General features: G+C 69.2%; 15 protein-coding genes. 10 read left to right on the top strand and 5 right to left on the bottom strand.

Annotated features, from left to right (window positions below; translation table 11 throughout):
* Positions 1-15 precede the first annotated feature (15 nt).
* Both E6O51_RS13290 and E6O51_RS13285 read right to left on the bottom strand, forming a co-directional pair.
* Entirely contained in the window at positions 16-705 is a 690-nt protein-coding gene (locus tag E6O51_RS13290; RefSeq protein WP_136385484.1) for a transposase, read from the bottom strand.
* Positions 706-1,090: 385 nt separating this feature from the next.
* Positions 1,091-1,528, bottom strand: coding sequence for a hypothetical protein (locus E6O51_RS13285; protein WP_136385483.1), 438 nt, complete (start codon positions 1,526-1,528; stop codon positions 1,091-1,093).
* Positions 1,529-1,789: 261 nt separating this feature from the next.
* Between E6O51_RS13285 and E6O51_RS13280 the strand changes: the two genes are divergently transcribed.
* The 3 genes from E6O51_RS13280 to E6O51_RS13270 are packed head-to-tail and all read left to right on the top strand — an operon-like array spanning position 1,790 to position 3,354.
* Positions 1,790-2,275 (top strand): prepilin-type N-terminal cleavage/methylation domain-containing protein, encoded by a 486-nt coding sequence (locus E6O51_RS13280; RefSeq protein ID WP_168735270.1) that lies wholly within the window; start codon positions 1,790-1,792, stop codon positions 2,273-2,275.
* Positions 2,276-2,278: 3 nt separating this feature from the next.
* Positions 2,279-2,674 (top strand): type II secretion system minor pseudopilin GspI, encoded by a 396-nt coding sequence (gspI, locus tag E6O51_RS13275; protein ID WP_136385481.1) that lies wholly within the window; start codon positions 2,279-2,281, stop codon positions 2,672-2,674.
* Positions 2,671-3,354, top strand: a complete 684-nt coding sequence (locus tag E6O51_RS13270; protein ID WP_136385480.1) for a PulJ/GspJ family protein — start codon at positions 2,671-2,673, stop codon at positions 3,352-3,354. The genes gspI and E6O51_RS13270 overlap by 4 nt, the downstream gene beginning before the upstream one ends.
* 14 nt (positions 3,355-3,368) lie before the next feature.
* Here the strand turns inward: E6O51_RS13270 and E6O51_RS13265 are convergent, their stop codons facing one another.
* From E6O51_RS13265 to E6O51_RS13255, 3 genes are all read right to left on the bottom strand, one after another.
* Positions 3,369-4,316: a FecR family protein gene (locus E6O51_RS13265; protein WP_211091402.1), complete on the bottom strand. Its 948-nt coding sequence runs from the start codon at positions 4,314-4,316 to the stop codon at positions 3,369-3,371.
* A gap of 117 nt (positions 4,317-4,433) precedes the next feature.
* Complete coding sequence (locus tag E6O51_RS13260; protein ID WP_136385478.1) at positions 4,434-4,949, bottom strand: RNA polymerase sigma factor; 516 nt, start codon at positions 4,947-4,949, stop codon at positions 4,434-4,436.
* 12 nt (positions 4,950-4,961) lie between these two features.
* Positions 4,962-5,633, bottom strand: a complete 672-nt coding sequence (locus E6O51_RS13255; RefSeq protein WP_136385477.1) for an STN domain-containing protein — start codon at positions 5,631-5,633, stop codon at positions 4,962-4,964.
* A gap of 467 nt (positions 5,634-6,100) precedes the next feature.
* Here E6O51_RS13255 and E6O51_RS13250 point away from each other — a divergent pair, with 467 nt between their 5' ends.
* From E6O51_RS13250 to E6O51_RS13225, 7 genes are all read left to right on the top strand, one after another.
* Complete coding sequence (locus tag E6O51_RS13250; RefSeq protein WP_168735269.1) at positions 6,101-6,733, top strand: TonB C-terminal domain-containing protein; 633 nt, start codon at positions 6,101-6,103, stop codon at positions 6,731-6,733.
* Positions 6,726-7,247, top strand: coding sequence for an RNA polymerase sigma factor (locus E6O51_RS13245; protein WP_136385475.1), 522 nt, complete (start codon positions 6,726-6,728; stop codon positions 7,245-7,247). The genes E6O51_RS13250 and E6O51_RS13245 overlap by 8 nt, the downstream gene beginning before the upstream one ends.
* Before the next feature lie 112 nt (positions 7,248-7,359).
* A complete protein-coding gene (locus tag E6O51_RS13240) occupies positions 7,360-8,349 on the top strand; it encodes a FecR family protein (RefSeq protein ID WP_136385474.1) in 990 nt (329 codons plus the stop codon).
* A 323-nt stretch (positions 8,350-8,672) separates the two neighbouring features.
* Positions 8,673-21,674, top strand: coding sequence for a filamentous haemagglutinin family protein (locus tag E6O51_RS13235; protein WP_168735268.1), 13,002 nt, complete (start codon positions 8,673-8,675; stop codon positions 21,672-21,674).
* 619 nt (positions 21,675-22,293) lie between these two features.
* On the top strand, positions 22,294-22,425 hold the full coding sequence (locus E6O51_RS22390; RefSeq protein ID WP_269140103.1) for a hypothetical protein: 132 nt from the start codon (positions 22,294-22,296) through the stop codon (positions 22,423-22,425).
* Positions 22,426-22,543: 118 nt separating this feature from the next.
* Complete coding sequence (locus tag E6O51_RS13230; protein WP_168735267.1) at positions 22,544-23,266, top strand: S1 family peptidase; 723 nt, start codon at positions 22,544-22,546, stop codon at positions 23,264-23,266.
* A 13-nt stretch (positions 23,267-23,279) separates the two neighbouring features.
* Entirely contained in the window at positions 23,280-23,795 is a 516-nt protein-coding gene (locus E6O51_RS13225) for a YbaB/EbfC family DNA-binding protein (protein WP_136385471.1), read from the top strand.
* Positions 23,796-23,922: the final 127 nt, after the last annotated feature.

The raw sequence follows: 23,922 nt of genomic DNA, 5'->3' as shown, positions 1-23,922 counted from the left end.
GCCTCCCGAAAGCGTTCAGCCATGCAGGATCTTGCCGCTTCCAGCTTCCGCATCCGGGATGTCGGTTCCGCCTTCGGATGGCGCGACGTGATGATCGCGCAGTGCGTGCAGCAGACCGAAGTTCACCTTGAACTCGCATGCGTCTGCATGCGTTGTCAGATTGCGGGACAGGCAGTGGTACACTAGGTCGACGATGCGGGGTTCGGCGCTGACCATCCGCATGTCCTGGATGAACCTGGCGGCGTCGGGCAACGGGTCCGAGGCACGCGCATAGCCGATGAACCAACGCCACAGCATGTTGTAGCCGAGCGCCTCCCGGACTTGCGTTGCGCAAGAGACCGAATAGACGATCTGCAGCACCCAGGCACGAATGACGATGTGAGCATCAACGCCGCTCCGGCATTGCTGCGTGAGTTCGCTGATCAGCCTGCCCTCGGATGAAAGTGCGTTATCCAGCGCTTCCCGCAAGGAGACCAGCGCGTGGCTGCGGCCGGGGAGATAGGTTTTCAGGCAGTCGATTTCGACCCAGCTCGGCCAGGATACGATGCAGGCCCATGGCTCGTCATAACGCTCGACAGTGACCGGGCCGGATTTTCTGGCCACCCCCATCCATTCGGACAGCTTTCCGTCAAGCTCGGTCATGGAGACCCGGTAGCCATTCGATCCGTACAGGCCGGCCCTGTGCTTTGGCTTTCTCATCTTCATTCGGACTTCTCCCCAGCGCCAGCATGTCGATGCGCAGGAACCATGTCGGCAGCGCCGCTTGGTCAGGTACCGCGTGAATTCGTCGTCCGGAATTGGAGTCAGGCGGGAAGGTCGTCAGCAGGTCTGCAACGAGAAGAGGGCATCTGATGACCTCCTCCTGGTGGTGTCTACTGGAACGAGGCAGGCAGCGCCAGACGGCACGGACCCCTGCTTCTCAATAGACGGATTGATCGACACAGATGCGACAGCGGAATGCCGCTGCTGAAATGCCAGGACGATCGGCCTTGGATCAAGGTTCCAGGAAATGACATTTTGATGAAGGCGGCGGGGCGCGGCCCGTCGCAGGGTGGCCGATCCCGAGCGCCTCGGCCGGGCGCGCCCGTCGTCAGGGAACGCGAACGATGCCCGACGGATCGGGCTCCGGCCGGGCCGGCGCGGCGATGCGCAGGGGCGTGCCCGAGCGCTCCACGGTGATGCCGTCGGGCTCGACGGAGCGCAGGACCACGTCGCGCATCAGCGTCTCGCCAGACATATAGGCAACCGGCGGCGCGTCGTTGATGCTGAGCACTGCGACCGCCTTGTCCTGCCGGCGTACCAGGCCGATCACGTTGATGTTCAGACGAACGTCGCCGGGCCCCAGCCAGCCCGCCACGATTTCGCCCGCCGGTTCGACCCCGGATTGAATCGCTTCCGGCCGCTGGGCCGGAGCCGGTTCGGGGCCGAGCAGCCGGTAGGACCAGAAGAGCAGACCTGCGGCGACAAGCGATGCGCCCGCGATGTGGACCATACGAGCGGGCGGGATGGTCTTCCATGGGTGGCGCATTGGGGCATGCTCCTTTCAGGCGATGTAGGAGCGGCCTTGCCCGCGATGGGGCGGTTCCGGGTGCCAATGACGCCTCATCGCGGGCAAGCCCGCTCCTACGATGCCGGTCCTGTCCTCGCCGTTGGAGGGGGGCGATTGCAGCGTTGATAGCAGATTCATGTTGGCCTTTCATGTCAACGCCACATTCAATTCATAGAATCAAACCCCCGTCGAATGCAGCGAGCAGAGACGGGCCTCCAATCACATCAATGGCACGCCGGCATGAGTCCGATCGACCGCAATCGTGGATTTTCCCTGGTCGAGGTGATGGTGGTGATCGTCATCATCGGCATCGCCACGGCCGCGATCTCCGTGAGCATTACACCCCGGCCCGGCGAGGCGTTGCGGCTCGACGCCCGGGAACTCGCCCAGCGGCTGAGCGCCGCGCAGCAGGAGGTCCGCATCGACGGTCGGCTCATCGTGTGGCAGCCGCGTGGAGACGGCTACTACTTCGCACGCGGCACATGGGCCGGCGTTCCCGGCAGCGTCGTTCCGACGGTATCGACGGCGGGCGATCTGGACGAGTTCCCGCGCGATGATGTCCTGCGCCCGCGGCAGTGGCGCATCCGGCCGGTCGAGGTCGTGCCGGCCAGGCCGTTGGTCCTGACCTCCGAATGGATGGGGCTGCCTTGGCAGCTGGAATTGCGCAGCGGCAACGACACGGCCACCATCGTGCGCGACGGCACCGGCGGCTTCCGGGCGGAGTGACCCATGCGCGCGCCGCCACACGCCCCGAAGCGCGATCGCAACGGCCAGGCCGGCTTTACCCTGATCGAGGTTCTGATCGCGCTGGCGATCGTCAGCGTGGCGCTGGCCGCGTTCGTGCGCATGACCAGCCAGACGACCACCAACCTCGGCCATCTGGAACAGCGCGCGCTCGCCATGCTCTCGGCGGAGAACAGTCTGGCGGAACTGCAGGTCGGCACGCCGCCGCCGCCCGGCATCCAGGCCGTCGACTGCCCCCAGGCCGATCAACCCTTCATCTGCCGCGTGCAGATCGGCCCTTCGCAGCAAGGGGTACGCTTCGTTTCGGTGGAGGTCTATGAGGGCCGCAACAGCCACCGGCGCCTGGCCAGCCTGCAGACGCGGCTGCCGGAGCGGCCATGACGCTGCGGCGCGCGGAGCCGGGCTTCAGCCTGATCGAAGTCATGATCGCCATCATGATCATGGCGCTGCTCAGCCTGATCGCCTGGCGCGGCCTGGACAGCATGAGCCGCGCGGACACCCGGTTGCAGATGCGCACGGAGGAAAGCGTACGGCTCATGCGGGCGTTGCAGCAGATCGAGCGCGACCTGAGCTGGCGCACGACCGTGGAACTGCCGTCTCCCGCAGCCGAGGCGGCGGCGTCGCAGGAGGATGGCAATGGCGGCGAAGAGGCGCCTCGCGGCCGCCGTGCCGCGGTACCCGTGTCGCTGCTGCCCGCCGGCATGGACGCGCGCCGCACAAACCAGGTGCCGTTTGCGATTGAACTGGTGCGTGCCGCGCCCGCGGCGCCGGGCCAATGGCAGCGCGTGCAATGGTGGGTGCAGGGCGGAACGCTCTATCGTGCCGCCGGCGATCCCGCGGCGGCGTATCCATTGCCCGCACCGCGCACCGCCGACCGTATCGCCGCCCTCGACGGCGTGGCGTCGTTCGAGGTCCGGGCCTGGGAGCCGGGCCAGGGCTGGCGCCGGCTGCCGGCCGCCGGCCGCGCCCGCGCCGCGGCAAGGGGGTTGGAAGTCACCCTTGGCCTGCGTCGCAGCGAAGGGCCGGTCATGCAGTATCGGCGCGTGATTCCGCTGGGCTGAAGCGCGGCACGGCGTCACGCCAGCACGGCGATGCCGCCAGGGTATACGCTCACGCTCAGGTCGAGCGCCAGGCGGAGTTGTTCGAGGACCGCGTCCGGGTCGTCCATGAGGAAGCGGCCGCTGACCGGAAGCGCGGCGATGCGGTCGTTGAGCACGATCACCTTGCCCGGCCGGTAGCGGTTGAGTTCATCCACCACGCGGGCCAACGGTACCCTGCGGAACACCAGCACGCCCTCGCGCCAAGCCGAGGCCTCTTCCGGATCGGCCGGAACGGCCTCGGCGATCGCACGCTGATCGTAGCTCATCTGCTGCATCGCCTGCAGGCGATGAACGCCGGCGAGGTGGTTCACGCGGACCGAGCCCGACAGACAGGTGACCCGGACCTCCTGCCCGATGCACCGCACGTCGAAACGTGCGGCGCCGGCATCGGCGGTCGTGCGCCCGGTCCCGGCCCGCACCGCAAATGGTACGCCGCCATCGGTCTCGATCGCCACCTGTCCGGCGATCATTTCGATTTCCTGGAGGGCGCCGCGGACCAGGATGCTCGTCCGCGTATCCAGATCCAGCACCGCGTGCTCGGACAGCTCCACGCGGCGGCGTTCGCCGGTCGCGGTGCGATAGTCCGCCTTCAGTTCTCCGGCGGACGGCCACAGGTCCAGCGGCGGCCGCCACAGCGCCAGCGCTATTGCCGCAGGCGCGGCCAGCGCACCGCCGATCAAGGCGCGCCGGCGCAGGCGGACGCTGCCGCCGGCCGCGCCGCCGGCGCGCAAAGGGGTCCAGTTGGACACCTGCGAGCCGGCCGCCTTGATGCTATGCCATTGGCGCTGGGCGCGGGCGAAGGCGGCCTGGTGGGCCGGGCTCTGCGCGCACCAGGCCTGCAGCGCATCGGCATCGGCGGCCGTCGCCTTTCCGGAGGTCAGGCGGACGACCCAGGCAAAGGCTTCGCGTTCGATCGCACTCAACGGAGGAGGGTCTGATGCGGGAATCATTGATCCATGTGCAGGGTGACGGCGGAACTGCCGCTCAATCACGTAGACGTATCGCGAGCGCGCGATACGCACGCCAATGGCGGCGGCGCGTCATCGGTCCAGATGAGCGGCGATCTGCTCCTGGGCCATTTTGAGCTCGCGCTGCACCAGCCTGAGCGAGACGCCCAGGCACTCGGCCACCTCCTTCTGCGGCAGGCCTTCGAGCCGGATCGCGAGCAGGATCTGCCGACGCCGGGCCGGCAGGCGTTCGATGATCGCAGCCAGCGACTTGAGCTCGGCCCTGGCCTCGGTGGTCTCGGCCGGTCCGGGCGCAGGATCGGGGTGGGTGAGCAGGGCGTCGATCTCCTCGGCGCCGAGCAGCCGGCTCCGGCTGCGATAGCGGTCCACGAACTGGTTGAACGCCATGCGCAGCAGGTAGGCTCTGGGGTTGCTGACCGAATCGGCGGCGACATCCCCCGTGTGGGACGCCAGGCGGACCCAGGTGTCCTGCAGCGCCTCGGTCGCCTGTTCATCCGAACCCAGGCGACGGGCCAAGTGGTGCCGCAGTTCGTCATAGGAGCAGGCCAGATAATCGAGGAACTCGGTGATGGTGGCGGCTTTGTTCATGATATCCGATCTTCAATTCTCAGTCGGATCCGCGGAATCGGCCGGACATTCGTTCGCGCTTGCGGCCCTGGGCAGAATCAGCAGCAACATCGGCTGCGGCACGTCCGCGGGCGGCGCCTGGAAACGCATCGCCAGCAGCGTTTCGACGATGGCGGCGTCACGCGCTGTGTCCGCGGTCGTGTCCAGGAGCCGGGCATCGAGCACCGCACCCCGTGCATCCAGGCGCAGGCTGATCGCGGCACGGTAGCCGCCGGGCGCGATCCACGGGTTGTTGCAGAAGGCCCGTCGCAGGCTCGCCTGCGCAGCGCCGAAATACGCCCGGTGTACGGCCGCGGCTGCGGCATTGTCCGAAGGCGTCCGCGGCGCCGGCAGCAGCACGATTCGCTCCGGGTCCGAGTAGCGCGGCGACAGGCCGGTGCCTTCCAGCAGCAGCCGCAACCCGGCATCGGGCGTGAAGCGCCCCTTGACAGGGCTCGACGTGCGGCCCATGGACAGCGAGCCCTGGTGGATCACGGAGCGACCTGTGACGGCGCCATAGCGCTCCAGCGCCGTTTCCAGCGCTTGCGCAGGGATGTCGAAGTCGATTGCGGCATCTGCGGATACGCCGGCCGCCGGGGGAGGAGGGGAGACCCCAACGCCGGCATGAAGGAAGCCGGTGCAAGCGCACGCAAGCACAAACCCCACCAAGCCAATCCGTGATCGCGCATTACGGTACCCTATGCCACGCATTCCTCGAGGCCCCTGCTGTAGACCGGCCTCCAACCGCCCTGATACGCGGGGCGTCGATGCAATGGCCGCGCTGAAGGGACTGACTGCATCAGCATAGCCAGCAAAGATGACAATCATGCAACAACGGCCGTAAGCCACACGGCAGCGCCGGTCGCCTGCACCCTCCGTAACGAAAGCATCATCCTCGGCCGCCACAATGTCGCGGCTATGAATGCTGCCCGTATCTTGTCGACTTGCTCGTTCATTCCGTACCGGGACCCGCGGCATGGTCGCGCCGATGAAGGCTCTTCGTCAGGTGAACCGGGTTGGCTGGCGTGCGTTCGCCTGTGGCCGGCCTGATTGGCGCCGGAGCGGCGCTCTTCATGCTGGGAGGGCTTGCATCGGTCGAACTAGCGTACGGTGGCCCCCCGCTGGCGGAACCTGTGCCGGCCTCGTCCTTTTCCGAAGACGACACGCAGTTCGACTTCGACATCCCCACCCAACCGCTGGAAGCGGCGCTGGACCGGTATGCCCAGGCGACCGGCCGCCCGACCTTGCTGCCCAGCGACCTCCTTGGCGGACGCACGTCCTCGCCGGTGCGGGGTCGCTACTCGGCCGAAGTGGGGTTGCAGATGCTGCTGCAGGGCTCCGGCCTGGCGGCGGCGCGGCGCCGTTCCCGTCTCGGCCAGACCTTCGTCCTGCAGCAGGCCGAGGTTGCGGTCGGGCGGCGCAGCGGCCTCGCCGCGCTGTTCGGCGAGGCCGGCTATGCCGGCCTGCTCCAGGCACGCATCTGGCAAAGCCTGTGCGCGGATGCGCGTACCCGGCCGGCCGACTACAGCGTGCTGCTGCGCTTCCTGCCCGGTACCGACGGCCGGCTTTACGACGTCCGCCTGCTCGGCAGCAGCGGCGATGCCGAGCGCGATGCTGCGCTGCTCGGCGCCCTGCAGCGCGTGCGGATCGAGCGCGCGCCGCCGCCGGCCATCGCCCGGCAGGCGCTCACGATGATGATCCGGTCCAACGATTCGGCGAACGGGCCGCGCTGCGAAGAGCAGCGGGAGCGCACCGGAAATGGCTGAGAGCACGCACGTCGCCCTGCTGGACTACCTCGGCCAGCACTATGCCGCGCTCAAGCGGCGCCTGGCGCGGCGGCTGGGCAACGCCGAACTGGCCGGCGACGCGCTGCACGACACCTGGTTGCGCCTGAAGGGCGGCGAAGACCTCGGCCCGGTGCGCGATCCCGGTGCCTACCTCGCGCGCATGGCGGTCAACATCGCCATCGACGTGCAGCGCCGGAACAGCCGCCTGCTGTCCGGCGAGGATGTCGACGCGCTGCTGGAGGAACTGGCGGACCCGGCCCCAGGTCCGGCGGACGCGGCCGAAATGCGTTCGGACCTGGAAGCGCTGCAGGAACTGCTGGACCGCATGCCCGAGCGGCGCCGTGCCGTGGCGCTGCTGGTCCATGCCGAAGGGGTGACGCAGAAGGAAGCCGCCCAGCGCCTGGGCGTGTCCCTGCGCACCGTAGAATACGAAATCAGGCGCGTCCACGAACGCCTGGACGCCTACCTGGCCGCGGTCGAAGAAGGAAAATAATGCGGTTTCCCACGCGCTCGTTCGTCATCCATCATGAAAGGACAGACGCTCACATGCGGCAGGCCGGCGGAAACCCGCCTGCCGGTCGAGTCTGACTGAAGGACATGACGCGATGACGACACCTCCGTCCCGTGACGGCCACGCCGTGCCTGCCGACCTGGAAGCCCAGGCCTGGAACTGGCTGCGCCTGCTGCGCTCGGGGGATGCCCGTGAACTGGACGCCAAGCGCTTCCGGCGCTGGGTGCACAGCAGTCCCGCCCATCAGGCCGCCTACAACGCGGTCAAATTCCGCTGGGACGCCCTCGAACCGCCCGCGCGCGAACTGCTGCAGCGCAAGCCCGAGGCCGTGCCGCGGCCCCGGCGACGGGTCGGCTCGGCATACGGCCGCCGCGCCTTCCTGGGGGCTGCCATCGGCGCGGCGGCAGCGGCCGGCGTGGCCGTGGTCCACCCGCCCCTGGGCTGGTGGCCCGCCATCGACGAATGGGGGGCGGACGACCGCACCGCGGCCGGCGAGCAGCGCACGCTGGCGCTGGCCGACGGCATCGACGTGACGCTCAACACCCGCACCAGCGTGCGCCGCCGCACCAGCGGCGGGCAAGCCGTCGGTCTGGAATTGATCGCCGGCGAGGCCGCCATCGACCTCGGTGCGGGCCGCGCATTCGCCGTCATCGCCGGTGCCGGCCGCAGCACGGCCGAGTGGGGGCGCTTCGAAGTGCGCCACGTGGACGGCAAGGCCTGCGTGACCTGCATCGAAGGCGCGGTGCGGGTCGAGCATCCGGCGGGTACGCGCGTCCTGCAGGCCCGCCAGCAGGTGCGCTACGACGCCGTTGCCGTGGGCAGCGTCGCCAGCGTCGAGCCGGCCGCGGCCACGGCCTGGCGCGAGGGCGTGCTGGTGTTCAGCCAGACGCCCCTGGCCGACGTCATCGATGAGATCAACCGGTATCGCACCGGTCGCGTGATGCTCATGAACGACCGCGTGCGCAACCGCCCGGTCAGCGGGCGCTTCGCCATCGTCGAACTGGACATGGCGCTGTGGCAGTTGCAGGAGTCTTTCGACCTGCGCGCCCGCACGTTGCCGGCCGGCGTGTTGATCCTGAGCTGATCCGAAAGGGGACGTCGAACCGGCCGTCGGCGGTGCGTCGGAGCAGCGTCGCGCGTATGCATGCATGCCATGCGCGTTGAGCTCGGGGGAGTGCGAAAAATTTTGCGGCATTGGGTCCGTGCCGTTCGTCAGCCGTACAGAAGGGGGCTTCCGCCTGCCGCCGGCGCATGCCGCGGGAGGTGAGAACGCCTCCATCCATACGGCTGGCCGGCATGAGGCGGGCAGCCGAACGGGCCAACCTCACTCGGTAGAACGCACTTATGACCACTCGCACGCGCAACAGCAAGCCTTGCCAGTCGAACCCCTCCGAAGCACGAGCTTTCATGATGGCCCCGGTTGCCCGTGCCATCGCGTTGGCGATGATGGCCGGCGGTGCCGTCGGCCACGCGCATGCGCAGCAGGCGTTCAGCCCGGCCTGGTTCGCGGCCAAGGGGGCGAACCAGGCGACGGCGACGGCCACGGGCCTGCTGCCCAACGGCAACCCGGTATCCAGCCTGACCAGCCCGCAGGGCCAGAGCAATGCGGCGCGCGAGCGGCTGCAGACCTCCATCGCCAACCTCAACACCGCCGCCCAGGCCATCGCCCTGCAGCAGGCGCTGCAGGCGCAGGCCCGGCAGGCGGCGCTGCTGCGCCCGTCGTCGGTCCCCGACGGCCTGGGCGAAGGCGGGCTGAAGATCGACGAGAACGAACTGACCAAGGGTTGGAGCAATGCCAACGCCCCGACGCAGACGATGGAAGGCGGCCAGACCACAGTGACCATCGAACAGACCGCGGACAAGGCGATCCTGAACTGGGAGACGTTCAACGTGGGCCGCAACACCACGGTGAACTTCGAGCAGGATGCGAACTGGGCGGTGTTGAACCGGGTCAATGACCCGAACGCGCGACCCTCGCAGATCCAGGGGCAGATCAAGGCCGACGGCACGGTATTCATCCTCAACCGCAACGGGGTGGTGTTCGAGGGCAGCAGCCAGGTCAATGTGCGCAACCTGGTGGCCGCGGCGGCGAACATCACCGATGCGCAGTTCCAGGACAACGGCCTGTACGGTGCCAGCGCCACCACCCCGACCTTCACCGGTGCGGGCGGCGCGGTGAAGGTGGAGCAGGGCGCGCTGATCCAGACCCACACGCCGCAGTCTGTGACCCAGGGCGGCGGCTACGTGCTGCTGCTGGGCAAGGAAGTGGAGAACGCCGGTGAGATCGTGACCCGGAGGGGCCAGACGGCGCTGGCCGCCGGCGACAGCTTCATCATCCGCAGGGGCGTGGGGACCGACGAGAACAGCGCTTCCAGCACGCGCGGCAACGAAATCGCGCCGCAGTTCGCCACCGGCAGCACGGCGGGTACGGTGACCAACAGCGGCCTGATCCTGGCGCGCGAAGGCGACATCACCCTGGCCGGCCGGGACGTGCGCCAGAATGGCACGGCGGTCAGCACCACCACGGTGAACCAGCGCGGCACGATCCATCTGCTGAACTCGGCCACCGATGCCAGTGGGCAGGTAACGCTGGGTTCCGGTGCCACCACTGCGGTCGTCATCGAAGACGACAGCCAGACGGCGCTGGATAGCCAGCGTGACACCCTGATCGAAAATTCCTCGGCGCCGCGCTCCACGGTGGCGACGGGCAGCTTCAACAACTATTCCAGCCTGAACGACCGGCTCGACCTGTCGCGGATCGAGATCGTCAGCGGCGGCAACGTCCACTTCACCGATGCCAGCCTGACGCTGGCCACCGGCGGCCAGATCGTGGTCGGCGCCGGCAAGCGCAACTTCGTCGCCGCAGGCGCGATCCTCGACGTGTCCGGCGCCGTTGGCGTCAACGTGGCGATGGAGTCCAACAACGTCAAGGTCAACGTACAGGGCAACGAACTGCGCGATTCGCCAGTGAACCGCGACGCGGGCACGCTGTTCAACAAGAACATCTGGGTGGACCGGCGCGATCTGATCCTGGTGCCGGCCGGCACCGGGGGCTACGAATCCGATCGCTGGTATGCGGCGGGCGGCCTGCTGGAAGTGAGCGGCTACCTGAGCAACCAGGGCCACCGCATCGGCGAGTGGGCCGCGCAAGGCGGCACCATCCTGCTCAACGGCAACGAAGTGGTGACCCAGGCCGGTTCCACCCTGAACATTTCCGGCGGCACCCTCGACATCGCCACGGGCTACGTCAGGACGACCTGGCTCAAGGGCGGCGACGGCAAGCTGTACGCCGTGCAGGATGCGCCGGCGGACATGCTGTTCATCGGCGTGTACCAGGGCTTCGAGGACGAACATGCCCGCTGGGGCCAGACGGACTACTACTACAACCCGATCATCGCCCCACCGCAGCGCCTGGAGAACGGCTACACCGTCGGCCGCGACGCCGGCCGGCTGATCGTCGGCGCGCCCACCGCGGTGCTGGAAGGCGACATCGTCGCCGACGTGTTCAACGGCGCGCGCCAGGTTCGCGGCCGCGATGGCATCGACGACGGCTACAGGCAGGCGCAGACCGCGGTCGCCCGCGCCGGCGCGCTGATGTTCGGCCGCTTCGGCCTGCCGGGGATCGGCGGCATGATGGGCGGCATTGCTGCCATCGACACCACCGACGTGCGCATCGCCGACCTCGACGCCATCAGCGCCGGGCTCGACATCGACACCCTGTTGCCGGCCGAACGCGCCAACACCCTGTGGCTCGACGCCGGCCAACTCAACCGGCAATCGCTCGGCGGTCTGGTGATCGGCACCCGCGGCGCGGTCAGCATCGATGGCGCGCTGTCGCTGGCCGACGGCGGCCGCCTGGACATCGTCGCGCCCGTCGTCGATTTCAATGCCGACGTCACCGCCCACGGCGGCAGCATCAGCGTCACCAACAACTTCGCGCCGGGCAGCGGCGTCACGCCGCAGGTGCTGACCTTGGGCGGCAATGCTGACATCACCCTGCACGACGGCGTCACGCTCGACCTCACCGGCCACTGGGCCAACCTGCGGCTGAACCCGGAGGAGCAGGCCAGGCTGGCCTTCCTCGATGGCGGCAGCATCAGCCTGTCCACCAGCCAGAACATCGTGCTGGAAACCGGCAGCCTGATCGACGTGTCGTCCGGCGCCGCGGTGCTGGCCGACGGCGGGAGCAAGGGCGGCAAGGGCGGCAGCGTCGCGCTGGAGTCGGGCCGCAGCAGTACCACTGGCGAAGTGAGCCTGGAGGGGCAGATCAAGGGTTATGGCGTCGCCGGCAGCGGCACGCTGACGCTGCGCACCGGCGAGCCCCTGGTGCTGGGCGGCAAGGTGCACGACGCGGGCCATCTGCAAAGCGGCGAAGCGGCGCAGGTCGGCCTGATACTGGACGAGCCGGTATCCGTGGCGAAGGGAGAACCGCTGCCGAGCGCGGCCACTTTCAACGTGGTCATGCCCGGCCAGCGGATAACGAGCGGCATTGCCTTCACCAACACCACGGGCCTCAGCATTCCGGTCGGCGAAGGCGGCTGGGACCTGGGCGGCACCACGCTGACGGTTTATGTGGGCACCACGATCTATCGCGGTTCCACCGGCCAGGTGGTGCCGGCCGGTTCGGTGGTGGATCGCATCGCCTCCGGTTCCCTGACGGCGGGCTACGTCGTCCCGGCCGGCCTGGCCACCGGCATTCCCACGCCGGCCTACACCGCCCCGGCGGGCACGCTGGCGCCGGCCGACGTGGTCTTTGAGGCGGGCACCCTCATCGCGCCGGGCGCGGTGTTCGACCGCCAGGTGGCGGTGCGCGCGCCCCGGGTGCTGGACAGCGCTTTCTTCCAGAGCGGCTTCTCGGCCTACGACGTGTTCAGCCGGCACTCCGCGCTGGTGGCGCCGGACGCCGACCTGCAAGTCTTCATGCCCGCCCTGCGCCTGGGCGCCGGCGCCAAGGGCGCCGCCACGCGCGGCGAGGGGCTGGAACTGTGGACACCGCCGCTCTACCAGGAAGACCCGGTCAAGAGCGTGCTCGGCCAGCGCCGGGGCGCCAGCCTGACGCTTACGGTCGGCGACGGCCAGACGGCCGATGCCTATGCCAAGCGGCTGCATGTGGCCGAAGGGGCGCGCGTGGCCGTGGACCCGGGGCAGTCCATTGCCCTGCTGACCGCTGGCCAGTTGACCGTGGATGGCCGCCTGGAAGCGCCGGGCGGGCGCATCCGGTTGAGCCGCCATGACCAGGGCGGCCTGATGCCTATCGGCGCATCGGTCTGGGTGGGCGAGCACGCCGTGCTCGACGCGGCCGGCCGCGCCATCACTGCCGTCAATGCCCGCGGTGAGCGCTATGGCCGAGTGGATGCGGGCGGCAGCATTCTGTTCGGCAATGCCGAAATCGACCCAGTGGAGGGAACGCTGGGCGGGCTGCCGCACTTCGTGGTGGTGCGTGAAGGCGCCTTGATCGACGTTTCCGGCAGCCATGCCGTGCTGGATATTCCGGGCATCGGCGCGACCGACGTGGTCAGCGCCGGCGGCAGCATCACCTTGTCGTCCAGCGCCGGCTTCTACCTCGACGGCACTCTGCGCGGGGCGTCGGGCGGCGCCGGCGCGGCGGGCGGCAGCCTGACCGTGGGCCTGGCCAACAACAACTACATCAACACCACGCCCGAGTACGAGCGCCGGGTGACCGAACTGGTGTTCGCGCAGGAACAGGGGACCAGCGATCTCGCGGCGAATGCCAGCCCCGAGGATGACGGCATCGCCCTCTTCACCTACGGCCACGCGCGCCTGGGCGCCGACCGGGTCAGCCAGGGCGGCTTCGACACGCTCAATCTGTGGACCTCGGCCATGCTCACCTTCGATGGCAGCGTCGATCTGACGCTGGGGCGGGCGATCAACCTCTACGTCGGCGCGCTCGGCTGGAGCGACGCCAGCCCGGACGGCAGCCATGTCGAACTGGCCGCGCCCTACATGAAATGGTCCTCCGCTTTCCTGACGACGAGCACGACAACGACGGGTTATACCGGCATTGCCCATTCCTCCAATGTGCTCAACGTCACCGGCTCGACCCAGCCCAACCTCGGCAGCCTGACCCTGAGCGCCAGCCGCGTGTTCGACGTCGCCACCGTCCCGGGCGTCACCGCTACCGGCGGCCACATGACCATCGCGGGCTTCAGCGCCGACACCGACCAGGTCATCGACCGCCGTGCTTTCGACCAGGTCTCGCTCGTCAGCGCCGGCGACATGCGCTTCGGAGCCAGCCAGGCTGCCGGCAACAGCAACAACAGTTCCCTGCTGGTGGCCGGCGACCTCACGCTGTCGGCGGCGCAGCTCTACCCCATTACCCATGCGGCGGTGACGGTCAATGCCGGCCGCCGCGACAACAAGAGCGTCGGCAACACCACCGACTTCACGCGCGCGCTGACGGTCACGCGCAGCACGGACACGCTGCCCGACCAGCCGTACTCCGTATTCGGCCGTCTTACGCTGATCGCCCCTACCCTCAACCAGAGCGGCGTGATTCGCGCGCCGCAGGGCATGATCGCGCTCGGCTCGTCCACTGGGTCAACGGCGACGCAGACCGTGAACCTGCTGCCCGGCTCCATCACCTCGGTCAGCGCCGCCGGTCTCGTCATCCCCTATGGCGGCACCGCCGACGGCATCAGTTGGTACTACAACAGCGACGACCCCCTGCGCCTGAACGGCGTCGGCAAGGTCATCACCGGCGGTATCCAGTTGACCGGCCTGCAAACCAATGTCGCCGAAGGCGCGGTCATCGACCTCTCCGGCGGCGGCACGCTGGCTGGCGCTGGTTTCGTTTCCGGCCGCGGCGGCTCCACCGATGCGCGCTACACGCCGCTGCTGCAAATCGGCAAGGACGGCGTGAGCGCCCCCAGCCTGGCCGATCATCCGGTCTATGCCATCGTGCCCGGCGCGCAGCCTGTGGCCGCGCCGTCCTCGGGCGAACTGGGGGCCTCGACGCCGCTGCTCGGCCAGCAGATCACCATTCCCGAAGGCGTGCCCGGCCTGCCGGCCGGCACCTACACGCTGCTGCCCTCGACCTATGCGCTGTTGCCGGGCGCCTTCCGCGTCGAAATCAATGGCGGCGCGGCCAGCGGCGCCCCGTTGGCACCGAGCCGGATGGGCAACCGTTCCTGGCTCGCCAGCGGCACGCTGTCCATCGGCGGCACCGGCTTTGCCGACACGCTGGCGCATTCCGTCATCCTGACGCCAGCCGACGTGCTGCGCGGCTATTCGCAGTACAACGAGACATCCTATGCCGACTATGCGCGCATCGACGCCGCGCGCCTGGGCGTGCCGCGTGCGCAGATCGAGGCCGATGCCAAGACCCTGGTGCTGTCCTTCTCTTCCCGGCCGGCCGACAGCACGGAGATCAGCCTGAACTTCGACGGCACGGTGCTGAGCGCCGCCGCCGAAGGCGGTTTCGGCAGTACCCTGGCGGTGGCGGGGACGGCCAACAGCACTGTGGAAATACTGGCCGATGGCGCCATGCCCGCCCCGGACTATGGCATCTCCCTGCGCGCCTCGGACCTCAGCAAGATCGAGGTCAGCCGCCTTGCCATCGGCGGCCTGCCGGGCGTGGTGTATGGCCAGAGCGGCAACCTGGTGCAGCTCAACAACAACACGGCCAACGGCATCAGTACCAGCCCGGCCCTGGGCATCGTCCTGCGCAGCGGCGCCGAGCTCAGCGCGCCGGAAGTGATGCTGATGGCCTATGGCGGCCTTTCCAATGCCCGCCTCGGCATAGAGATCGAGCAGGGCGCCGTCATCAATACCCTGGGCCAGGGCCCGGTGGCCTATGACTCCGACGACGGTTTCATCTTCCAGGCCGGGAGCGCGGCCGTGGTGTCGGTTTCCAATGGCCGCCAGCAGTGGCTGGCGCCGGCGGCGAGCAGCGCCACGGTGGGGCCCGCGCCCATCCGCATCGGCAGTTGCGCCTCGCTCGACTGCAGCGGCGCCACGCAACTGTATTCGGAAGGCAGCCTGACCTTCGCCACCGACAATACCTTCGACATGCACGAGTCGGTGCGGTACGGCACGCGCCACCTGAACCTGGCGGCGGGCGCCTTCAACGTGGGCGACAACGAAGCGCTGGACGCGGCCCGCGACCGCGCGGCGCTGGCGCCAGGGTTGGCGCTGAACCAGGACCTGCTGAACCTCCTGCTGAGCGGCGACACCACGACCGGCGCCCCGGCGCTGGAAGCGCTGGAGCTGATCGCTAGCCGTTCCTTCAACTTCTTTGGCGGCGTCACCCTTTCCACGCTCGACGCGGGCGGCGTTTCCCAGCTCGACAAGCTGGTGCTGACCACGCCCGCCATCTATGGCTATGGCAGCGCTAGCGAGGTAGCGCGCATCCAGACCAAGGAACTGGTCTGGAACGGTTCCGGCGATGCGCCCGCGGTGGTGATCGGCGAGGGCGCCGGCACCGGCGCCGGCAGCTTCGCGGTCGAGGCCGAACGCATCACCTTCGGCTATGGCCCCTGGAGCCGCCCGGACGGCATCAGTTCGCTGGACCGGCTGGCGCTGGGCTTCGCCAACGTCGACCTGCACGCCAGCGACCGCATCACGGCCAACAATCTCGGCACGCTGGCGGTCTATCAGCAGCAGGAGAATGACTACGTGCCGGGTGAAGGCTTCCGCTACAGCGGCGGTAACCTCGACATCGTCGCGCCGCTGATCAGCGGCGAGGCCGGCTCGGTCAACAAGATCACGGCCGGCGGCGCCATCACGGTGTCCGCGCCGGCCGGCGGCGCGGCCGATGCCGCCACGGTGTCCGCCATCGGCGCCGAACTGTCGCTGACCGCCGGCCAGAACCTCAGCCTCGACACCATGGTGGCGCTGCCCAGCGGCAAGCTGACCCTGAGTGCCGGCGGCGACCTGACGCTGGGCGATGCGGCGTATCTCGACCTCTCCGGCCGCACCCTGACCTTTTTCGACGACGACGGCGCCACGCGCTACAGTTGGGGCGGCGACGTGACGCTGGAAAGCGCGGCCGGCGACATCCGCCAGTCCGCCGGCGCCACCATCGATCTCACCGCGAAGAACAACCAGGCCGGCCGCCTCACCGCCATCGCCCTGGGCGAGGGCAAGGGCACGGTGGACCTGCTGGGCCACATCCTGGGCAGCGCTAGCGGCCATGCCGATGCCGGCGGCACTTTCGTGCCCTATCTATCGGCCGGCATCGACGTACGCGCGCAGAAGCTGGGCGCGGGCGGCCTGAGCGAAGCCTTTGCCGCGCTCAACCAGCGTCTCAACGAGGACCACGTGTCCGGCCTGCGCCGCTTCCAGCTCAAGCAGGGCGACCTGGTCATCGGCAACGAACTCAAGGCCAACCAGATCGACGTGTCGCTGGACGGCGGCCACCTGACCGTGGCCGGCACCGTGGATGCCAGCGGAGAACGGGTGGGCAGCATCCGCCTGGCGGGCAAGAACGGCCTGACGGTCGCCGGTACCGGCGTGCTCGATGCCCACGGCACTGCGCTGCGCCTGGACAGCTACGGCAAGATCATCGACGCGCCCAACCGCGCCATCGTCGAGCTGAACTCGGGCGGTGGCACGCTGGCCCTGGCCGAGGGCGCCCGCATCGATCTGCGCCACGGCACCGACGATGCCCGCGTCAGGGCCAGGCCGGCCCTGCACGACGGCCGCGCGCGGGGCATGGTGGAACTGTACGCGCCGCGCCTGGGGGGCGCCACTGCCGGCGATATCGCCATCGATGCCAGCGGCGCCGTCACTATCGAGGGTGCGCGGTCGATCGCGGTCAATGCCGTGCAACGCTACGACGACGCCGGCTACGGCACGGATCCCGCCGCCAGCGGCCGTCCGTATCAGGTGGTCGACCAGGATTACCTGGACGCCAAGCACGCCGACAGCACCGGCTTCATCGCCAACGCGCTGGCCAATGCCAACCTGCTCGGCAACAAGCTCGCGGGCCTCGACAACGCTACTTACCGTGATGCCTTCCACTTGCGTCCCGCGGTGGAAATCGTCAGCGCCACGCCGGACGGCGACCTCGTGGTCAGCGGCGACCTCGATCTTTCCGGCTACCGCTACGACAGCCTCAATCCGCACACGCAGAAGGTCTTCGGCGCCTACGGCTCGGGCGAGGCGGGCGCCTTGGCCATTCGCGCCGGCGGCGACTTCGATATCTATGGCAGCATCAACGATGGCTTCGCGCCGCCACCCGGCACGCCGGACGACAACGGCTGGGTGCTGACGCCCGGCATCCAGGGCTATGGCGCCGACGTGGTGGTGCCGAATGCCGGCGTGGTGCTGGCCGAAAGCACGCGCTTTCCGCCGGGCCGCGTCCTGAACTACGACCTGCCCATCCAGGCGGTGGCGCTGGCGGCCGATACCGACCTGCCGGTTGGAACTTCGCTCACGGCGCAACTGACCGTGCCGGCCGGCACCGTGTTCTCGGCGGCCGTGCGCGATGCCGCGGGCGAGGTCCTCTACGCCGCCGGCACGCAGGTGAGCGCACAGGTGGTCCTGCCCGTGGGCACCCGGTTCGATGCCGGCTTCCGGCTGCCGGCCGCCGCCTCGCTGGCGGCCATGACCTGGCCGGCCGGCGTGCCGCTGCCCAAGCGCGCGACCTCCCAGGCGGTCAACAACCCCGATGGCGTTTTCCTGGCGGGCTCGCTGAACCTGCCCATGGGCGCGGTGATCCCGGGCTTCACCAGCATCGTCCTGCCGGCGGGCACGCTGGCCACGCCGCTGCGTCCGGTCACGGACGGGCGCATGGGCCGCAACTGGGCGGTGGCCGCCATGCTGCCGGAAGGCTCGGCCTCCTGGGACCTGCGCCTGGTCGCCGGCGCCGACATCGCGGCCGCCGACCCGCGCCTGGCCCGCGCGGAGGCGGAAGGCAGCCTGACGCTGGCCGACCCGCACTACAGCCTGTACCACCGCTACGTAAGCGGCAACCTGACCGCGATCTACCCGGTGGCGCAGAACTTCAGCGTGCTGCGCACCGGCACGGGGAGCCTGGAACTGCTGGCGGGCGAGGACGTGTCCATCCAGTCGCTCTACGGCATCTATACGGCGGGCACGTCCACCGCCTCGGCGGCCGGCGCCGACGAGGCGGCCTTCAACCTGCCGCATGGCAAGGACACCGACGGCAGCTACCTGAAAACCGCGGCCGAGCCGACCATCGCCGGCCGTACCAAGGTGGGCGCGCAGTACGAGGCGCTGGTCAACGGCGGCGCCAGCAGCACCTATGCGGCCTGGTATCCAGACGGCGGCGGCAACCTGCTGGTGCGCACCGGCGCCGACTTCAGCGGCGACCTGCTGGCGTTCTACAACCCGGCCTCCGTCAACTACGGCACCCACGACCTGCGCGGCCAGCGCAGCTCGGTGGACGTTGGCAACTGGCTGTGGCGCCAGGCCAGCGGCGACACCGGGGGCATCGATCCCATCCTCGCCAGTTGGTGGATCAACTTCGGCACCTATGTGTCGGGCCGCACGGTGAGCAACTCGCACGCGGACTACACCAATGCGACCGACCGCACCGCCATCGCGGCGATTCCCGAACTGGTCGGCTTCGTCGGCGTCGGCACCCTGGGCGGCGGCAACCTGACCGTGGACGTGGGCGGCGATGCCGGCCTGTTGACGCGCATCGGCAATCCCGCACTGAATACGCCGCGGCCGCGCAGCCAGGGCCTGATCCTGGCGGTGGGCGGCACCGGGCGCGTGGGCGCCGACGGCGAACTGCTGCTGACCGGCGGCGGCGATCTGGCCCTGCGCGTTGGCGGCAGCCTGAATCCCGATCTTCAGGCCCGCTCCATGGCACCGAACACCGTCACCAATCCGAAGGTCACGGACTACTGGCAGCAGAATCTGAACATGAGCGGCGTGTTGGCCAACCTGCGCGGCGCGCTCGATGCCCGGATGGGCGCTTCGGGCGGTCTCGTGCTGGCTTATTCCAGCGGCTTCAGCAAGGATATCCGCGCCATGGACGTCTATGCCGCCGCGATGGCGATTGCCTCCGGCGGGCCGGTGCTGATGCTGGGCGATGCCGTGGCCACGCTGGAAACGCGCGGCGACCTCGTACTCGGCGGCACCGGGGATCCGGGGCGCATCAACCAGCCCTACCTGCCGCCGTACCGCGATGCCGGCAGCGACGCCTGGAAGGCCGGCGGCTACGGCTGGTTCTCGCTGTGGACGGATAACACCGCCATCAACCTGTTCTCGGCCGGCGGCGACCTGTCGTGGAGCCAGCAGTTGGGCGACAACTCGACCGCCAACAGCAACCCGGGACAGAACTATTCGGTCTCCGACGGACGCTTCGTCTGGCCCTCGCAACTGAACGTGGTGGCCGCCGCCGGCAGCATCTACCTGGGCAAGGCGGCGCTGGGCAACGGCATCAGCTCCACTTACGACGTCACGCGCGACTACATCTGGCTGGCCCCCGGCGCCAATGGCCGGATGGACATGCTGGCCGGCGGTTCCATCCTTGCCCATGGCTACGTCGTCAGCCGCGTCAGCGCCAGCCCCGAGGTGGTGCCGACGCCATTCAAACCGGCTTTTGCCTTATCGGCAACCACCACCATCGGCAAGAACAACCTGTCGGCGCAAGCGGTGCGTCCGGGTTCTGCCCACTTTCCCATCATCGCCTTCGGCCCTGGCACCGCGCAGGAGATTCCGGCGGCGCCGGGCGAGGTCACGCGCATCTATGCTCAGGACGGCGACATCATTGGCCTGGGCATCGGCGAGATCATCGCCATGGCCGCGACCACCGGCCGCGGTACCTGGTACGAAGGCGCCGGGCCGGTGTGGATGCAGGCCGGGCGCGACATCGTGCGTTCCGGCATGCTGCTGTCGGACCCGTCGCTATACGTGGCCAACGAACTGGCCCGGACCCCGGTCAGCACGGTCGGCACAGCCAGCACCCGCAGCAACCTGTTCTTCCATACCGACCCCAACGACGTCTCCATCGTCAAGGCCGGCCGCGACATCCTGTTCAGCAGCTTTACCGTGGCCGGCCCCGGCACGCTGGAAATCAGCGCCGGCCGCAATGTGCTGATGGCCGGGCAGACGGGCACCGGCACCACGGGCGTTCCGGCCTATGGCGAAGTCACCTTCACCAGCCTGGGCGGCGTGATACAGGGCGATACCCGCCCCGGCGCGCGCATCGTGGTCCAGGCCGGCCACGGCGCGGCCGGCCCGGACTGGGTGGCGCTGCTGCGCTACCTTGACCCGGCCAACCAGGCCGACCTCACCCCCGGTCATCCGCTGGCCGACCAGCCCGGCAAGGTGGCGCACACCTACGAGGAGGAACTGGCCGAGTGGCTGAAGGCGACCTTCGGCTACGAGGCGACGAGCGACGAGGACGCGCTGGCCCGTTTCGCTGGCTTGCCGGCCGAACAGCAGCGCATCTTCCTGCGCACGGTCTATTACGCCGAACTGCTGGCCGGCGGCCGCGAATACAACGACGTGGACGGTCCGCGCTTCGGCTCCTACCTGCGCGGCCGCCAGATGATCGCCGCGCTGTTCCCGGAAGAGAATGCGGATGGCAACGAGATCGAACGCTCGGGCGACATCATCATGTTCGGCGGCGCGGGCATCCGCAGCCTCTTCGGCGGCGACATCCAGTTGCTGGCCCCGGCCGGGCAGATCGTCGTCGGCGTCGAGGGTGTGGTGCCGCCGGCATCGGCGGGCGTGATGACGCAGGGCGCGGGCGACATCCGCATGTACAGCCAGGGCAGCATCCTGCTGGGCCTGTCGCGCATCATGACCACCTTCGGCGGCCACATCCAGGCGTGGTCGGCCGAAGGCGACATCAACGCCGGCCGGGGCGCCAAGACCACCGTGGTCTATACGCCGCCGCGGCGGGTGTACGACCAGTGGGGCAACGTGACCCTGTCGCCGCAGGCACCGAGCACGGGCGCAGGCATCGCCACGCTGAACCCGATTCCGGAAGTACCGCCGGGTGACGTGGACCTGATCGCACCGCTGGGTACGATCGACGCGGGCGAAGCGGGCATCCGGGTGTCGGGCAATGCGAACCTGGCGGCGCTGCAGGTGGTGAATGCGGAGAACATCGAGGTGCAGGGCGAGGCCACGGGTTTGCCGGTGGTGGCCTCGGTGAACGTGGGCGCACTCACCTCGGCGAGCGCCGCGGCCAACAGCGCCTCCCAGGCGGCACAGGACATGGCGAGGAACCAGACCCGGCAGGCGCGTCCGTCGGTGATCAGCGTGCAGGTGCTGGGCTTCGGCGAGCCCCAGGCGGATGCGCGGAGGGGGGCGGCTTCTCCCATGCCGGCGGTGGGGCAACCGGTGATGGGGTTTCCTTATGATCCGGCAAGTCCGGTCCAGTTCGTAGGTGTGGGCAGAAGCTTCGACGCGGCACAGCTTGCCCGGCTGACGCCCGAGCAGCGCAGCCTTCTGCAGCAGGAGTGAAGGCGGGCTACCGATGACGGCACGAGCTTCCATCCCGAAGTGACGCCAGAAGGGTCTGCCGCCCTTGGGCGGCAGACCCGCTCAAGCTGCAACGGGTGGTGCGATGCGGCTCGCTTCGGCGACGCCACAGGCCGCGGTGGCCTCCAGCCACGGCACGCTACGCCCTAAGTGGTAGAGATGCAACGCGGCTGTTACATCCGTCGGACAGACTTTGCCGCCACCCTCCGTCCGTACATGAGCGCCATCATGACCTTCTCGGCGCCTTGTCGAGGCCCGTTTCTTTCGTCCCGCGTTTTCGCGCGGCACGCTGGAGTCCGCAGGCTCCGCCTGGCAGCCATGATGACCGCGATGCTGGCCGCGCCCGCCGCCCAGGGCAGGGAGGGCGGACCGGGCTCGGCATCCTGATCGATGCCAGCCATCGGGGCCGCATGGCGTCCGCCGTGCCCGGCGTCTATACGCCGGCCGAGGCCATCGACCTGCTGCTCAGTGGAACGGGTCTGCGTGCGCGCATCGTGGATGACGAAGTCGTCGTCATCGCCCCTGTCGAAGACGGATGGGGCGAAATCGATACCCGCCGCAATAACATCATGGCAACAGCGCCTCGCAGGCGGCGCAGGACATGGCCAGGAGCCAGACCCGGCAGGTGCGCCCGTCGGTGATCAGCATGCAGGTGCTGGGCGTGGGTGCCCTGGACGGCGCGCAGTGCGCCCGCCTGACGTCGGAGGAGCGTGGGCGGCAGACCGTGCAGTGACGCGCAATTGTCATCTTGCTGAGGTTCAATGCGCGTTTGCGCCCGGCGGGGCGGTACGGACGGAGGCGGGCTGGGCGTGGACCGAAGGGCGGAGGCAGGGCCGATGAGGCGGGGTTCCGTGCTCGCGCGCCGTGCGGTCCTGGCGGGCCTGCTGTGCGCTGCTTCGGCCCTGCATGCGTCGCCGCCGCAGGAGCCGGAGGCGCATGCGACGGGCATTTTCCTCAACATGGAGGGTGACGTGCTCACGGCCCGGCATGCGGTGGACGGGTGCAGGCGGCTGTACGCGCTCAAGGACGGCAGGGTTGCGCCGGCCTGGGTGCGGGCCACGGCCCGCGATATGGACGCGGCCGTTCTGAAGACCGGGCTGAAGCCGATCCTGGCGGCGACGTTTCCGGTGGAAACGCCGGCGAGTGCGTTGGCGGTGCCGGTGTTTGCCGAGGGCTACAGCGCGCTGCAGGCGATGCCTGACCGTGCGCGGGCGATGTTCAACGCAGTGACGGTGCCGGGCCGGGAGCGGTTTTCGATGATGTCGCCGGTGCGACCGGGCGCCAGCGGCAGTGCGGTGCTGGGCGCGGATGGCCGGGTGCTGGCGATGGTGGTGGAGCGTGCGGTGGTGTCGCCGGGGGCCGGCGACGTGCGCAGCCTGAGCCGGCATGCCGGCCGCAGGCTGCCCGCCGGAGGGGCGACGGAGGTGGCTGCGGTGCCGGCGCAGGCGATCAAGACCTTCCTGCGCGAGAACTTCGTCGGCTTCGACGAGAGCGAGCACGCGCAACTGGGCCACGACCAGCCGGGCGCGCCGCGCGCCGCCACTTTATCCGCAGGAGTGATTTGTGAGAAATAGACCCGGACGGAAAATGGAAAATGCGGCGCCGCAGGCCGGGGCCGCAGGAGAGAAACGGCCCGCAGGCCTGTTCGCACGGGTGCTGCGGCGGGTTTTCCCGCGCCGCGCGGGCCTGGTGGCCGGTTCGGCGATGGCGGCCGCCGTGTTGACCGTTGCTCAGGCGCAGGAGCAGGTGCCGGCGCACTGGATCGCCTATGCGCAGGTGACCGGAAATGCGTTGCAGATACGCCTCAGCGAAGGTGCCGGCGAACTGATCACTCGGCTACACGAGCGGCTGCGAGAGCGCCAGCAGGGCCGCGCGGTGCCGCTGCCGGTGGTGGTGCGCATCTGGATTTCGTCGGAAGGCTGGGTTGTGCGCAGCGATTTCGACAGCCTGGGCGACGTGCAGACCGATGCCGACCTGCGGGCGATCCTGAGCGCCCATCCCTTGCCCGAACCGCCGCCGCCGGACATGCGCCAGCCGATGGTATTGCGGCTGACCTTGCAGCCGAATCCGGAGTTCGACAGGGAGCCGAAGCTGACCCTGTGATGGGGATCATGCGCGCTGTGCCCGTAGCCGACGGGTCGGGTGTAGGAGCGGGCTTGCCCGCGATGCGGCGGCTCCGGGTGCAAATGAGGCCGCATCGCGGGCAAGCCCGCTCCTACGGCGGGGCCGG

The organism is Pseudothauera rhizosphaerae (assembly GCF_004801305.1).
GTDB classification, from domain to species: Bacteria; Pseudomonadota; Gammaproteobacteria; order Burkholderiales; family Rhodocyclaceae; genus Pseudothauera; species Pseudothauera rhizosphaerae.
This window is presented reverse-complemented; position numbering and strand designations above follow the sequence as displayed.